The 13882-nt window shown below is 68.2% G+C and carries 15 protein-coding genes; 11 read left to right on the plus strand and 4 right to left on the minus strand.

The features are described 5' to 3' along the window. Positions 1-59 precede the first annotated feature (59 nt). Genes ACIIOY_RS11060 through ACIIOY_RS11070 form a run of 3 tightly spaced genes read left to right on the plus strand, consistent with a single transcriptional unit; the run spans position 60 to position 2249 of the window. Positions 60-1229, plus strand: coding sequence for an amino acid aminotransferase (locus ACIIOY_RS11060; RefSeq protein ID WP_411034710.1), 1170 nt, complete (start codon positions 60-62; stop codon positions 1227-1229). Between the two features lie 7 nt (positions 1230-1236). Beyond that, entirely contained in the window at positions 1237-1854 is a 618-nt protein-coding gene (locus ACIIOY_RS11065; RefSeq protein ID WP_411034711.1) for a YitT family protein, read from the plus strand. 50 nt (positions 1855-1904) lie between these two features. Then, positions 1905-2249: an ArsC family reductase gene (locus tag ACIIOY_RS11070; RefSeq protein WP_411034712.1), complete on the plus strand. Its 345-nt coding sequence runs from the start codon at positions 1905-1907 to the stop codon at positions 2247-2249. Positions 2250-2252: 3 nt separating this feature from the next. On the opposite strand, the gene ACIIOY_RS11075 is transcribed toward ACIIOY_RS11070, so the two are convergent. Further along, positions 2253-3146, minus strand: a complete 894-nt coding sequence (locus ACIIOY_RS11075; protein WP_411034713.1) for a helix-turn-helix domain-containing protein — start codon at positions 3144-3146, stop codon at positions 2253-2255. A gap of 182 nt (positions 3147-3328) precedes the next feature. Between ACIIOY_RS11075 and ACIIOY_RS11080 the strand changes: the two genes are divergently transcribed. The 7 genes from ACIIOY_RS11080 (at position 3329) to ACIIOY_RS11110 (ending at position 10216) form a co-directional block, all read left to right on the plus strand. Then, on the plus strand, positions 3329-4555 hold the full coding sequence (locus tag ACIIOY_RS11080) for an amino acid ABC transporter substrate-binding protein (protein ID WP_411034714.1): 1227 nt from the start codon (positions 3329-3331) through the stop codon (positions 4553-4555). Positions 4556-4758: 203 nt separating this feature from the next. Next, on the plus strand, positions 4759-5631 hold the full coding sequence (locus tag ACIIOY_RS11085; RefSeq protein WP_411034715.1) for a branched-chain amino acid ABC transporter permease: 873 nt from the start codon (positions 4759-4761) through the stop codon (positions 5629-5631). After that, entirely contained in the window at positions 5628-6551 is a 924-nt protein-coding gene (locus ACIIOY_RS11090) for a branched-chain amino acid ABC transporter permease (RefSeq protein ID WP_411034716.1), read from the plus strand. The genes ACIIOY_RS11085 and ACIIOY_RS11090 overlap by 4 nt, the downstream gene beginning before the upstream one ends. Further along, positions 6548-7276: an ABC transporter ATP-binding protein gene (locus tag ACIIOY_RS11095; protein WP_411034717.1), complete on the plus strand. Its 729-nt coding sequence runs from the start codon at positions 6548-6550 to the stop codon at positions 7274-7276. The genes ACIIOY_RS11090 and ACIIOY_RS11095 overlap by 4 nt, the downstream gene beginning before the upstream one ends. After that, positions 7269-7982, plus strand: coding sequence for an ABC transporter ATP-binding protein (locus ACIIOY_RS11100; protein WP_411034718.1), 714 nt, complete (start codon positions 7269-7271; stop codon positions 7980-7982). The genes ACIIOY_RS11095 and ACIIOY_RS11100 overlap by 8 nt, the downstream gene beginning before the upstream one ends. A gap of 20 nt (positions 7983-8002) precedes the next feature. Next, positions 8003-9454, plus strand: a complete 1452-nt coding sequence (locus ACIIOY_RS11105; RefSeq protein ID WP_411034719.1) for an aldehyde dehydrogenase — start codon at positions 8003-8005, stop codon at positions 9452-9454. Between the two features lie 3 nt (positions 9455-9457). Then, complete coding sequence (locus tag ACIIOY_RS11110) at positions 9458-10216, plus strand: SDR family NAD(P)-dependent oxidoreductase (protein ID WP_411034720.1); 759 nt, start codon at positions 9458-9460, stop codon at positions 10214-10216. A 35-nt stretch (positions 10217-10251) separates the two neighbouring features. On the opposite strand, the gene ACIIOY_RS11115 is transcribed toward ACIIOY_RS11110, so the two are convergent. From ACIIOY_RS11115 to ACIIOY_RS11125, 3 genes are all read right to left on the minus strand, one after another. Further along, positions 10252-11109: a C40 family peptidase gene (locus ACIIOY_RS11115; protein ID WP_411034721.1), complete on the minus strand. Its 858-nt coding sequence runs from the start codon at positions 11107-11109 to the stop codon at positions 10252-10254. Between the two features lie 18 nt (positions 11110-11127). Next, complete coding sequence (locus ACIIOY_RS11120) at positions 11128-11478, minus strand: MarR family transcriptional regulator (RefSeq protein WP_411034722.1); 351 nt, start codon at positions 11476-11478, stop codon at positions 11128-11130. Between the two features lie 64 nt (positions 11479-11542). Continuing rightward, positions 11543-12934 carry a leucyl aminopeptidase family protein gene (locus tag ACIIOY_RS11125; RefSeq protein ID WP_411034723.1) on the minus strand — a complete coding sequence of 464 codons (1392 nt, stop codon included), beginning with the start codon at positions 12932-12934 and terminating at the stop codon, positions 11543-11545. A gap of 136 nt (positions 12935-13070) precedes the next feature. On the opposite strand from ACIIOY_RS11125, the gene ACIIOY_RS11130 reads away from it, so the two are divergent. Continuing rightward, positions 13071-13880, plus strand: coding sequence for a tetratricopeptide repeat protein (locus tag ACIIOY_RS11130; protein ID WP_411034724.1), 810 nt, complete (start codon positions 13071-13073; stop codon positions 13878-13880). The last annotated feature ends 2 nt before the right edge of the window (positions 13881-13882 follow it).

Raw genomic sequence — 13882 nt, forward strand, 5'->3', positions numbered from 1 at the left:
ATTTTGCGGGCGCTTTGTCCTACACCGCTTCCACGCTCCAGCCATACAGGAAACCGGCCATGTTCGACGCCCTCACCCGCCAGCCCGACGACCCGCTGCTTGCCCTGATCGGCCTTTTCCGGGCGGACGGGCGCGCCGGCAAAGTGGACCTCGGCGTCGGCGTCTACCGCGACGAAACGGGCGCGACGCCGATCTTCCGCGCGGTGAAGGAGGCGGAACGCCGCCTCGTCGAGACCCAGCCGACCAAGGCCTATGTCGGGCCGGAAGGCGATGCCATCTTCCTCGAGCGGCTGTGGGCGCTGACGGCGGGCGAGGCCGGCCGCGGCCGCGCGACCGCCGCCCTCCAGACGCCGGGCGGCTCCGGGGCGCTGCGCCTCGCCGCCGACCTGATGGCACGCATGGGCACCAAGGGCATCTGGCTCGGTCTGCCGAGCTGGCCGAACCACGCCAGCATCTTCAAGGCCGCCGGCCTCGAGGTGATCGCCTATCCGTTCTTCGACATCCCCTCGCAAGCCGTGCTCTTCGACCGCATGATGGAAGCTCTCTCGGGTGCGGCGCCGGGTGACGCGGTGCTGCTGCATGCAAGCTGCCACAATCCGACGGGCGCGAACCTTTCCGCCGAGGAATGGCGCGCCGTTTCCGACCTCATCGCGTCGCGCGGCCTGCTGCCGCTCGTCGACATCGCCTATCAGGGATACGGCCGCGGCCTCGACGAGGATGCCGCGGGCCTGCGCACGTTGCTCGCCACCGTCCCGGAAGCCCTCGTCGCCGTCTCCTGCTCGAAATCCTTCGGCCTCTACCGCGAGCGCACCGGCGCGATCTATGCCGCCTGCGGCAGCGCCGAGACCGCGCTTTCCGTGCGCAGCAACCTCGCCGCCCTGGCCCGCACCAGCTACTCCATGCCGCCGGACCACGGCGCGGCCGTCGTCAGCACGATCCTCGGCGACGCGGCGCTGACGGCGGACTGGAAGACGGAGATCGAAGCCATGCGGCTGCGCATAACCTCGATCCGCGAACGGCTCGCCGCCGGCCTTTCCGCCCGCTGGCAGGTGCTGACGGCCATCCGCGAGCAGGAAGGCATGTTCTCGCTGCTGCCGCTCGAAGAGGCGGACGTGCTGAAGCTGCGCGCCGACCACGCCATCTACATGCCGACTTCCGGGCGCATCAACATCGCCGGCCTCAAGTCGGCGGAGGTCGATGCCGTCATCGAGAAGTTCCTGAGCCTCTGAGGGCAGCATGTCCGTCGAAGCCGCCCGGCCCGAGCGCCATTCCGCGTACGAGGATGTCATCGCGATCGTCGTCGGCACGATGTTCATGGCGCTCGGCGTGGTGATCTACACGAAGACCGTATTGCTTGCCGGCAGCACGGCGGGCCTTGCCCTGCTCCTGCAATATGCGAGCGGCATCGGCTTCTGGTGGCTGTTCTTCGCCGTCAACCTGCCCTTCTACATCCTCGCGGCAAAAAAGCTCGGCTGGGCCTTCACACTGCGCACCTTCGCCGCCGTGACGCTGGTGTCGATCTTTACCCGGCTCACGTCCGGCCTCGTCTCCTTCTCCCATCTCGATCCGCTCTACGCGGCCGTCATGGGCGGAGCGCTCTCCGGGACGGGCCTGCTCATCCTCTTCCGTCACCGCACGGGGCTCGGCGGCATCAATGTGCTGGCGATCTACCTGCAGGACCGCTTCGGCCTGCGTGCCGGCTATTTCCAGCTCGCCGTCGACCTTGCCATCCTGTCCGCCGCCTTCTTCGTCCTTCCGCTCGACCGCCTCGCCCTTTCCGTGCTCGGCGCCGTCGTCGTCAACATGACGCTCGCCATCAATCACCGTCCCGGCCGCTATCTCGGGGTGACGTGACGGCAAGGCCCCTCTAAGAAGGCGGGGTTGAGACAATCGAGGAGAGACGCGTGACCGTCACGATCTACGGCATCAAGAACTGCGACACGATGAAGAAGGCCCGGGCCTGGCTCGACGCCAGGGGCGTCGCCTACCGCTTCCACGACTACAAGGCCGAAGGCATCGACAGGGCGAACCTCACGCGCTTCGTCGACGCGCTCGGCTGGGAAACGGTGCTCAACCGTGCCGGCACCACTTTCCGGACCTTGCCGGATGCCGACAAGCAGGACCTCGACGCGAAGAAGGCGATCGCGCTGATGCTCGCCCAGCCGTCGATGATCAAGCGCCCCATCCTCGACCGCGACGGAGCGCTTGCCGCCGGCTTCAAGCCCGACCTCTACGAGACCCTGTTCTGAGCCTCACGGCCAGGCGGCATAGGAGGTCTCCTCGCGCACCTGCCGGCTGGCGAGGCCGGCCCGCCGTGCCCGCGGCGACACGCCGGCGAGCCGCTTGAAGAAGCGGCTGAAATAGGCCGCGTCGCGGAAGCCGAGCGCTTCCGCCACCTCGGCGATCTGCAGGCTCGACCCGTCGAGCAGCATCTCCGCCTCCATCATCAGCCGGGCATGGATCAGCTCCATCGGCGAGCGGCCCGTCGCGCGCCGCACCGCCGTGTTGAGCCGGTCCGGCGTGACGCCCAGCACGCCGGCATAGGCGGCGAGCGGCCAGTGCTCGCGCATGTGCAGCTCGACCAGATGCAGGAAGCTGCGCACCGTGGCGCGCGGCGAGGGCTTCGGCTTTTCCGCCGCAGGATTGGCCCGGCGCCAGATGGCGATAAGCAGCAGCGCGAGATGATGGCGCACCACCTCCTGCATGCCCGCCGCGTTCTCGCGCAGTTCCGCCTCGATCGTCTCCACCGTCTGCAGCATCTTGCGCGCATCCGCGGGCGCCAGCTTGGCGCCGAGGATCGGCCGGGCGATGGCGTCGCGCACCTCGGCGAAGACCGCTCCCGTCGGCATGGCGGGGCCGAGCGCCAGTTCCGGGATCGCCAGTGCCGCTCCCTCCGCTCCCGCATCGAAGAGCACGGCGCCGCGCTCGCCCGCCGGCGCCCAGACGAGACAGGGACCGGCAAGCCCCAGATCCGCAGAACCCAGCGTGACGCGGCCGGTGCCCGACAGCAGCAGGAAGACGCGGTTGCGTCCGCCGCGGAAGGTCCAGCCCGATTGTGATAACGCGCCGCGGAACAAACGCGCCTCGGTCGGCAGCGGCGGATTGCCGGCGGCACGATGCGACGCAAGAACCTCCGTGAACGGCATGCGGCTGCCCTCCCTCCCGTGAAAAGTACAAATATCTCTTGTAGAAGTCTATTCCGCTTCGGCTGCGCTGCGGCTAACCTTTCAACCGTCAAGAAGCGACAGCCGGCCCGGAGGAGAATGCGGCCGCTGACCGCCGTGACGCGCCGCCTGCCGGAGAGCAGGCCTTTTGGGAGGAATCGACAATGACACTTCTGCAACGCAGGCGCGTCCTGCGCGTGATGGCGGCTGTCTCCGCCTTGCTGGCGACGGGCGTGGCGCCGGCAGCGCTCGCCCAGGACCGCACGTCCGTGAAGATCGGCTATGCCATTTCCAAGACCGGCCCCAACGCCGGCGGCGCCGGCATCACGACGCTGCCGAACTACCAGCTCTGGGTGAAGGACGTGAACGATGCCGGCGGCCTCGAGCTGCCGGACGGCAAGAGGCTGCCGATCGAGGTGATCGAGTATGACGACCGCTCCGCCTCGGAGGAGCTGGTGCGCGCCGTCGAGCGGCTGGCCACCCAGGACGAGGCGGACTTCATCCTCGCGCCGTGGGGCACGGGCTTCAACCTCGCCGCGGCCCCCCTCTTCGACCGCTACGGCTATCCGCAGCTCCCCGTCTCCTCCGTCACCGACAAGGCGCCGGACTTCGTCAAGCGCTGGAAGAGAAGCTTCTGGATGCTCGGCGGCGGCCATGACTATGCGAGCGCGCTGGCCGGCATCATCAAGAAGGCGGCGACCGACGGCACGCTCAACAACAAGGTCGCCATGGTCTCGGTCGCCGACGGTTTCGGCATCGACCTCGTGACCGCCGCCCGGCCCGCCTTCGAGGAAGCCGGCATCGAGCTCGTCTACGACAAGACCTATCCGGTCGGCACCTCCGACTTCACGCCGATGATCAACGAAGCCAAGGCAAGCGGCGCCGACAGCTTCGTCGCCTTCTCCTATCCGCCGGACACGTTCGCCATCACCCAGCAGGCGCAGGTCGCGGATTTCAATCCGAAACTGCTCTATCTCGGCGTCGGCACGGGCTTTCCGGCCTATGGCAAGAACAACGGCGACAATGCCACCGGCATCATGAGCCTCGGCGGCATAGACCCGTCGAACGCGGAGAACGCCGCCTACCGCAAGCGCCACGAGGACGTCACCGGCCAGGGGCCGGACTACTGGGGCAGCGTCATCACCTATGCCTCGCTCCAGATGCTGCAGGAGGCGATCAAGCGCAAGGGCCTCGACCGCGAGGCGGTCTCGCAGGAACTGTCGACCGGAACCTTCCAGACCGTGCTCGGCGAGACGAGGATGGAAGACAACCAGCTTCGCACGCTCTGGTGGACCGGCCAGTGGCAGGACGGCCAGTTCGTCGGCATCGCGCCCGCAGACCGCGCCGGCGCCAGCCAGCCGATCCTGCCGCGGCAGGCGTGGAAGAAATAGCGGGCTCCGGATCCACCATTTCCATGCGCGGTGTGCTCGGGACTTTGCACCTCACCCCGGTCCTCTCCCCGCAGACGGGGAGAGGACGGTGCGGCAGGTTCCTTCTTCCCGCTTGCGGGGGAAGGTGGCCGGCAGGCCGGATGAGGGGCACTCTGTGAAATCGGAAGACCGGCCGTGACCGGTCGAGACATGAAGGAGCGGCCATGCTCGCCACGGCCTTGTTGTCCGGGCTCGTGCTCGGCGGAACCTATGCGCTGGTCGCCATGGGGCTGACGCTCCAGTACGGCATCGCGCGCATCATGAACCTTGCCTATGGCGAGACGATCATCGCCGCCGCCTTCCTTGCCTATGTGCTGTTCAACGGCCTCGGCATCAATCCGGTGCTCGGCCTTCTTCTCGCCGTCCCGCTCGGTTTCGCCTTCGGCTATCTCGTCTACGGCCTGATGATGCGCCCGCTGGTGCGCCGGGCGAGAAACCGGGAAAGCCTGGAGATCGACTCCATCCTCGCCACCTTCGGCCTGCTCTTCGTCATCCAGGGCGTGATGCTCGTGCTCTTCGGCAGCAACTATACGAGCTACAGCTACCTCAATGTCGGCGTCAACGTGCTCGGCACCAATATCGCCGCCAACCGCCTGCTCGCCTTCGTCCTCGCCGTCGTGCTCGGCGGCGGGCTCTATCTCCTGCTCACCCGCACCCTCTGGGGCACGGCATTGCGCGCCGTCGCGGTCTCGCCCGCCCCCGCCCCGCTCGTCGGCATCGACGTCGATCGCGCGGCCCGCGTCGCCTTCGCCATCGGCGGTGCGCTCGCGGCGGCGGGCGGCGTCGTCATCTCCATGTACCAGACCTTCACCGCGACGGCCGGCGTCGTCTTCACCATGAAGGCGCTGATCGTCGTCATCATGGGCGGCGTCGGCAACATTCTCGGCGCGCTCTTCTCCGGCCTCATCCTCGGCCTCGTCGAGACCTTCGTCGCGACCTATGTGGATCCCGGCCTGACGCTCGCCGCCACCTATCTCATCTTCCTCGCCATCCTGCTCTGGCGTCCCGCCGGCCTGTTCGGGAGGGCTGCGCGATGAACGCCCGCATGCTTCTCGGTCCCGCCGTTGCCGGCCTCGTCCTCGCTTTACTTGCGGCGCTACCCTTCTTCGCCGGCCCCTACGCGGTGACCCTCATGATCGGCATGACCGGCTATGTCGTCCTCGCCACCGCCTGGGGCCTCTTCTCCGGCCCGACGCGCTACGTCTCGCTCGCCACGGTCGCCTTCTTCGGCATCGGCGCCTATACGGTGGGCGCGCTCAGCGAGACCCTGCCCTATCCGCTCGTCCTCCTCGTCGCGGCCCTCATCGGCGTTGCCGTGGCGGTTGTCGTCGGGCTCTCGACGCTGAGGCTCGCCGGCGTCTACTTCGTCATCTTCACCTTCGGGCTTGCCGAACTGACCCGCCAGATCGTCACCTGGTACGAGGTCAACGTCACCGGCACGCTCGGCCGCTACATCTTCCTGCCGGTGACGCCGGAGGGCATCTACTGGCAGCTGCTCGCCCTCGCCGCCGCCACCCTCCTCCTCTCCTGGGGCATCGGCCGCACGCGCTGGGGGCTTGCGCTGAAGGTGATCGGCGACGACGAGGTGGTGGCGAGCCATTGCGGCATCGACATCACGAGGCTGAAGCTCGCGCTCTTCGCGACGAGCGCCGTGATCATCACCCTCGTCGGGGCGATCCAGGCACCGCGTTGGACCTATATCGAGCCTAGCATCGTCTTCAACCCGACGATCTCGTTCCTGACGCTGATCATGGCGCTGCTCGGCGGGGCGGACCGGCTGTGGGGGCCGCTGCTCGGCGCCGTTCCCCTCTTCCTTCTGTTCGAATGGCTGTCGGCCAATTTCCCGAACCACTATCCGATCATCCTCGGCCTCGTCTTCATCGCCATCGTCTTCGTGCTGCCGAGGGGCGTGCTGGCCGCCGTCGAAAGCCGGCTCAAAAAGGAGGGCGCGCGATGAGCGAACTGCTCGCCCTCACCGGCCTCACCAAGCGCTTCGGCGGCCTCACCGCCGTCAACGCCGTCTCCTTCTCGCTGGAGCGCGGCGAGGTCGTCGGGCTGCTCGGGCCGAACGGCTCCGGCAAGACGACTGTGCTCAACATGATCTCCGGCTTCCTGCCGCCGACCGGCGGGCGCATCGCGCTCAACGGCGAGGCCATTTCCGGCCTCGGCCCGAACCGCATCGCGAAGAAGGGTGTCGCCCGCACCTTCCAGCTCGTGCGGGCGCTGCCCTCGCTCACCGTCGCGGAAAACGTCGTCGCCGCCCTCGCCTTCGGCCGGCGGAAGCTCTGGGGCGCGGCGGCCCGGGAGACGGCCCTGCAGCATCTTGCGGCCGTCGGCCTTGCCGGGCGCGCCGACATGCCGGCCGGTTTCCTCACCTATATAGACCAGAAGCGCATGGAGCTTGCCCGCGCGCTTGCCGCCGAACCGGAGCTCCTGCTGCTCGACGAGTGGCTTGCCGGCCTCAACCCGACGGAGCTTCGGACCGGCATCGACCTCATCCTCTCGCTAAAGGACCGCGGCATCAGCGTGCTGCTGGTCGAGCACGTGATGGACGCGATCCGCGCCCTCTGCGGCCGATGCGTCGTCATGAACGCCGGCCGCAAGATCGCCGACGGGCCGACCGCCGAGGCCCTGAAGGACCCGGAGGTCGTGCGCGCCTATCTCGGAGACGGCCATGCTTGAGATCCGCAACCTCCGCCTCCACTACGGCCAGCACCTCGCGCTCGACCGCGTCGGCGTGACCGTCGGCAGGGGCGAGACCGTCGTCATCCTCGGTGCCAACGGCGCGGGCAAGTCCTCGCTGCTGAAGGCGGCCGCCGGCCTCGTCGCGCCCGATCCCGGCGCCGACATCCGCTTTGCCGGCGCGGATGTCGCCGGCCGTCCCGCCCATCTCATCCTCGAAGCGGGCATCGCGCTGGTGCCGGAAGGCCGCGGCGTCTTCGGCGACCTGACGGTGGAAGAAAACCTCGCGCTCGGCGCCTACGCCCGGCGTGCCCGCGCCCACGGCGGGGCGAGCCGCGATCTCGTCTACGCCCTCTTCCCGAAGCTTGCCGACCGGCGAAAGCAGTTCGTCAACACCATGTCGGGCGGCGAGCAGCAGATGGTGGCGATCGGCCGCGCGCTGATGTCGAAGCCCGAACTCCTCATGCTGGACGAGCCGAGCCTCGGCCTTGCTCCCGTCGTGGTCGGCGAGCTTTTCGCCGCGCTCGGCCGGGTGCGCGAGAGCGGCCTTGCGCTGCTGGTCGTCGAGCAGAACGTCAAGATGAGCCTTTCCGTCGCCGACCGCGGCTACCTCATGGAGGCCGGGCGCATCGTCGGCGAGAACACCGCAACAGCCCTGATGGACGACGACGCCGTCAAGCGCGCGTTCCTCGGCGCAACCGTCTGAATTTCGAGCAGGAGCAAACCATGTCTGTCCTTGGACTGAAGATCAACAACCTGGACCAGGCCGCCTCCGACGGGCGCACCTTCTCCCGTATCAACCCGATCTCCGGTGAGGTCGCCTCGGAGGTCGCCGCCGCCTCGCTGGAGGATGCGCGCCAGGCCGTGAACGCCGCGGCGAAGGCCTTTCCCGCCTGGGCGGCGACCGGTCCCGGGCAGCGCCGCAAGCTGCTGCTCGCCGCGGCCGACATATTGCAGGCGAAGGCAGACGACTTCGTCGCCGCCATGGCCGCCGAGACGGGCGCGACCGCCGGCTGGGCCATGTTCAACGTCGGCCTTGCCGCCGACATGCTGCGCGAGGCCGCGGCGCTGACGACGCAGATCACCGGCGAGATCATTCCCTCCAACCGCCCCGGCTCGCTCGCCATGGGCGTGCGCCAGCCGGCGGGCGTCGTGCTCTCCATCGCGCCGTGGAACGCACCGGTCATCCTCGGCGTGCGCTCCCTGGCGACGCCGCTCGCCTGCGGCAACACGGTCGTCATGAAGACCTCGGAAATCTGCCCGCGCACGCATCGGCTGATCGTCGACGCGCTGCACGAGGCCGGCCTGCCGGAGGGCGTGCTGAACGCCGTCTCCAACGCTCCCGAGGACGCCGCGGCCATCGTCGAGGCGATGATCGCCCATCCGGCCGTCCGCCGCGTCAACTTCACCGGCTCCACCCGCGTCGGCCGCATCATCGCCGAGACGGCAGGACGCTATCTCAAGCCGGCTCTGCTCGAACTCGGCGGCAAGGCGCCCTTCGTCGTGCTGGACGATGCCGACCTCGACGAGGCCGTCGCCGCCGCCGCCTTCGGCGCCTACATGAACCAGGGCCAGATCTGCATGTCGACCGAGCGCATCGTCGTCGAGGAGACGATCGCCGACCGCTTCGTCGCGGCGCTCGCCGAAAAGGCGAAGACGCTGGTCGCCGGCGACCCGCGCGCGGGCGATACGCCGCTCGGCTCCGTGGTCGATGCCCATGCGGCGCAGCGCCTCGAGCAGCTCATCCGCGATGCGGTCGGCAAGGGCGCGGTGCTCGCCGCCGGCGGCACCGTCAAGGGCACCATCGTCGACGCCACGCTGCTCGACCGCGTGACGCCCGCCATGCGCATCTACGGCGAGGAAAGTTTCGGGCCGGTGGCCAGCGTCATCCGGGTCGGCTCGCTCGACGAGGCCGTGCGCGTCGCCAACGACACGGAATACGGCCTTTCGGCCGCCGTCTTCGGCAGGGACGTCAACCGCGCCATGCAGGTCGCCCGCCGCATCGAATCCGGCATCTGCCACATCAACGGCCCGACGGTGCACGACGAAGCGCAGATGCCCTTCGGCGGCGTCAAGGAATCCGGCTACGGACGCTTCGGCGGCAAGGCCGGCATTGCCGAATTCACCGAGCTGCGCTGGATCACCGTGCAGGACGGCCACATCCACTACCCGATCTGAGCCATGGCGCATCTCGGCAGCAAGACCGCAATCGTGACGGGCGGGGCCGGCAGCATCGGCCTGGCCACCGCCCGGCTGTTCCTCGCCGAAGGCGCCAACGTGGTCCTGGTCGACCGCGACCGCGCAGCGCTCGAAAGGGCGGCGGCGAGCCTGCCGAGGGAACGCGTCGCGCTCGCCGCGGCGGACGTCACCGACGAGCTTTCGACGAAGGCCTATGTGAAACTCGCCGTCGACCGCTTCGGCGGCGTCGACGTGCTCTTCTCCAATGCCGGCACCTTCGGCACCGTCGCGCCGATTGCCGCCTATCCGCTGGAGGTCTTCGACGCCGTACAGGCGGTGCATGTCCGCGGCGCTTTCCTTGCCGCGAAATACGCCGTGCCGCACATGCGGTCGGGCGGCAGCATCGTCATCACCTCGAGCGTCGCGGCGACGCGCGGCGATCCCGGCGTCTATGCCTATATCACGGCGAAACACGCCCAGACGGGGCTGATGCGATGCCTTGCCAAGGAGCTCGCCCCGCGCGGCATCCGCGTCAACACGGTCAATCCCGGCCCCGTCGACAACGACTTCCAACGCACCGTGGAGCAGGGCCTCGGCGCTGCGATCGGCGCGGACGGCACGGAATTCTTCAACACGCTCATTCCCATGGGCCGCCATGCCAGCCCGCAGGAGATCGCCCGCTCGGTGCTCTATCTCGCCTCCGACCAGGCGAGTTTCGTCACCGGCACGATGCTGATGGTGGATGGCGGGATGAGCGCCTAAGGAAATTCCGGGGCTTTTCGCGGTTCGGAAAGGTTTCAGACAGGCCGGCGGTAGCCGGTCGGCTCCTGGTAGAGATAGCCGGTGCGCTCGATGGCCGTGGCCAGCGGCTCGCGGGCCACGCTCATCGTATGGCCGTTCGCGTGCAGGATCGTGCGCTCGTCCTCCATGATCGCGACATGGCCCTTCCAGAAGACGAGGTCGCCGCGCCGCAGCTCCTCGCGCGCGACGGGCGTGCCGAGGCTTGCCGCCTGCATGTCGGAATCGCGCGGCACGCTGCGGCCCGTCATCATCATCGAGAGCTGCACGAGGGCAGAGCAATCGAGGCCGAAGCCGGAGCGGCCGCCCCAGAGATAGGGCGTTTCGAGGAAGCGGGCGGCGACGCAGACATAGTCGTCGCTGGCGGCCACGCCGATGGGCAGGCAATGGCCCGCGACGACGGACTGGCCGCCTTCGAGCGTCAGATAGCGTGTGCCGCGCGTCTCGCTCTCGCCGACGACCGTCAGCCGGCTTCCGATGGAAAGGGAGAAGGCTGCGGGCGTGCGCAGGTCGGCGCCGGTATAGACGAAGGTGCGCGGCACCGCGACGACATGGGTTGCGGACGTCGCGGAGGCGTCCAGCGCCGGCTCGGGCAGATAGCCGACATATCCGTCGAAATCCGATTTCACCCAGGCCCAGCCGTCCGCCCGGTCGAGCACGCGCACGTCTTCCCCGAACAGCACCTGCGTGTCGATGCCGGCGGCCTCGTCCGGCCGGGGCCGGAGGGCGGCGACCGGGACGGCCACGCGAGCGGGCACGCCGGCCACATAGCGCACCGCCGTGACGGTCCCCTGCAGGGCCTCTTCGGCGAGGTCGGGGCGATAGGCGTTGAGGCGGCGGTCCGGCAGAGCGTTCATGGTCTTCTCACGGGGCTTTCATGAATTCTGGGCGCGGCCCTTGGCGATAATAAGGTCGCCGAGGCGTTCGAGGTAGAGCGCGCCGTCGACGGTGCGCTTGATGACGACGTTGCGGCGGTCGCGCTCGTCGCGCATGCGGGTCACGAGGCCCTGTTCGCCCATCGTGTCGAGCGCGCGGGTGATCACCGGCTTGGTGACGCCGAGCTTGGCCGCCAGCCCGCGCACCGTATGCGGCGGCGGCACGAGATAGATTTCGAGCAGGAGGGCGAGCTGCCGCAGCGTCAGGTCGCGCCCGTCCTGATGAACCTGCTGCAAGGTCACCGCGTGCCAGAGGCCGAGCGCCTGCGATGGGGTCAGATCTACCGGCACGGCTCCTCCGGGCGAATGTACTTCGTTACGCTACCGTATCATTCGCCGGAAGGAAAGCGCCGCGTCAGGCAGCCGCCCGGCGCAGGTGATGATAGAGCGCGCGGATCGCCTGCGCTTCGCCGCCGACGGGCGAATGCGGCCGCTCGGACTGCGCCCAGGCATAGATGTCGAAATGCGCCCAGCGCTTGTTGCGCGTGACGAAGCGCTTCAGGAAGAGCGCCGCGGTGATCGAACCCGCCATGCCGCCCGACGGCGCATTGGTGAGGTCCGCGATGCGGGCGGAGACGTCCTTGTCGTAACCCATGTAGAGCGGCATCCGCCATATCGGATCGTCGACCGCAAGGCTCGCCTCGGTAAGATCGTGGGCAAGGTCGTCGTCGTCGGTGAAGAACGGCGGCAGGTCGGGGCCGAGCGCGACACGGGCGGCACCCGTCAGCGTCGCCATGTCGAGGATGAGGTCGGCGTCCTCCTCGTCCGCATAGGCGAGCGCGTCGGCGAGGACCAGGCGGCCCTCGGCGTCGGTATTGTCGATCTGGACCGTCAGGCCCTTGCGGCTTTTATAAATGTCGCCAGGACGGAAGGCATTGGCGGAGATGGAGTTCTCGACGACCGGCAGCAGCACGCGCAGGTCCACCTTCAGCTTGGCGTCCATGATCATCAGGGCAAGGCCCATGACGTTCGCCGCGCCGCCCATGTCCTTCTTCATCAGGAGCATGGAGGAGGCCGGCTTGATGTCGAGGCCGCCTGTATCGAAGCAGACGCCCTTGCCGACGAGCGTCACGCGCTTGTGGCCCTTCTTGCCCCAGCGCATCTCGAGCAGACGCGGCGCCTGCGCCGAGGCGCGGCCGACCGTGTGGATGAGCGGGAAGTTTTCCTTGAGAAGGTCGTCGCCGGCGATGACGGAAACCTTCGCCTTGTAGTGCTCGCCGAGCGCGCGGAAAACGTCCTCCAATGCTTCCGGGCCCATGTCGTTGGTCGGCGTATTGATGAGGTCGCGGGCGAGGAAGACGCCGGCAAGCTGGCGCTTGATGTCGGCGGCGTCCGCATCGGTCGGTATGAGCAGGGTCGGTGCTTCGGAAGCGGACGCCTTGTAGCGCTCGAAGCGGTAGCTGCCGAGACCGTAGCCGAGCGCCAGCCGGTTTGCCGTCAGCGGCGCGGTCTCGATGTGCCAGTCGCCGGCCGGCAGCGTCCGGGCGAGCTTGCCCGTCAGGAACGGCGCGTCGGAGGGATTCTTGCCGAGGCCGAACAGCGCGCCGCCGAGGTGCCCGTCCGCCGTCGGCACCATCAGCAGCGCGCCCGATTCGGCCTTGAAGCCGGCCTTTCGCGCCCAGTCGAGCGCGATCGGGTCGATCGTCCCGGTCTCGATATGGGCCGGCGTGATCGCGAAGATCGGCAACGTCCTGCCGTTCTTCGTGTTGAAGGGAGAGGGCCGGTCGATGAACTGGAAGGGGGCCATGGCGCAACCTTTGAAGAGAGCTTCAGAATCGGGGCAATTAACACTCTGTTAGGGTTAACAGATTATTGCTGGAGTGGAGATTGCGGCGTGATTCCTTAACCGCCGCAAGATGCGGAAATCGCTTCGGGGACCGTACATGGCCGCTTGCCTTACATCACTTCGCTCAGCGCTCCTTACGGGCGCGGCACTGGTTGCCATCGGCGTTGCGGTGGCGGGGTGCGCCGGCAAAAGCAACATCACCACCGGTTCCGTCCCGAAGAGCTCGAAGCCGATCGGCGAGATGAATGCGACGGAGCTGCGCAATGCCGCCGACAGCATCGGCCAGGCCTACGAGAAGAACCCGAGGGATCCGCAGGTCGGCATGAACTATGCCAACGTCCTGCGCATGAACGGGCGCAACGAACAGGCGCTCGCCGTCATGCAGCAGGTCGCCATCAGCAATCCGAGCAACCGCGAGGTGCTTGCCGCCTACGGCAAGGCGCAGGCGGCCGCCGGCCAGCTCGAACAGGCGCTGAACACGATCCTACGCGCCCAGACGCCGGACCGGCCGGACTGGCGGCTGAAGTCGGCGGAAGGCGCGATCCTCGACCAGCTCGGCCGCTCGGGCGAGGCGCGCCAGCGTTACCGCGAGGCGCTCGACCTCAACCCGAACGAACCTTCGGTCCTCTCCAATCTCGGCATGTCCTACGTGCTGGCCAGAGACCTCAAGACGGCGGAAACCTATCTGCGCTCGGCCGTCGCGCAGCCCGGCGCCGACAGCAGCGTGCGCCAGAACCTCGCGCTCACCGTCGGCCTGCAGGGCCGCTTCCAGGAGGCGGAGACCATCGCGCGCCAGGAACTGACCGCCGCGCAGGCCGAGGCGAACGTCGCCTACCTTCGTTCGATGCTCACCCAGCAGAATGCCTGGAAGAAGCTCGCTGCCGACGACAGCGGCAACACGAATTAACC

It is taken from the genome of Shinella agrisoli (genome assembly GCF_046557955.1).
Taxonomy (GTDB): Bacteria; Pseudomonadota; Alphaproteobacteria; order Rhizobiales; family Rhizobiaceae; genus Shinella.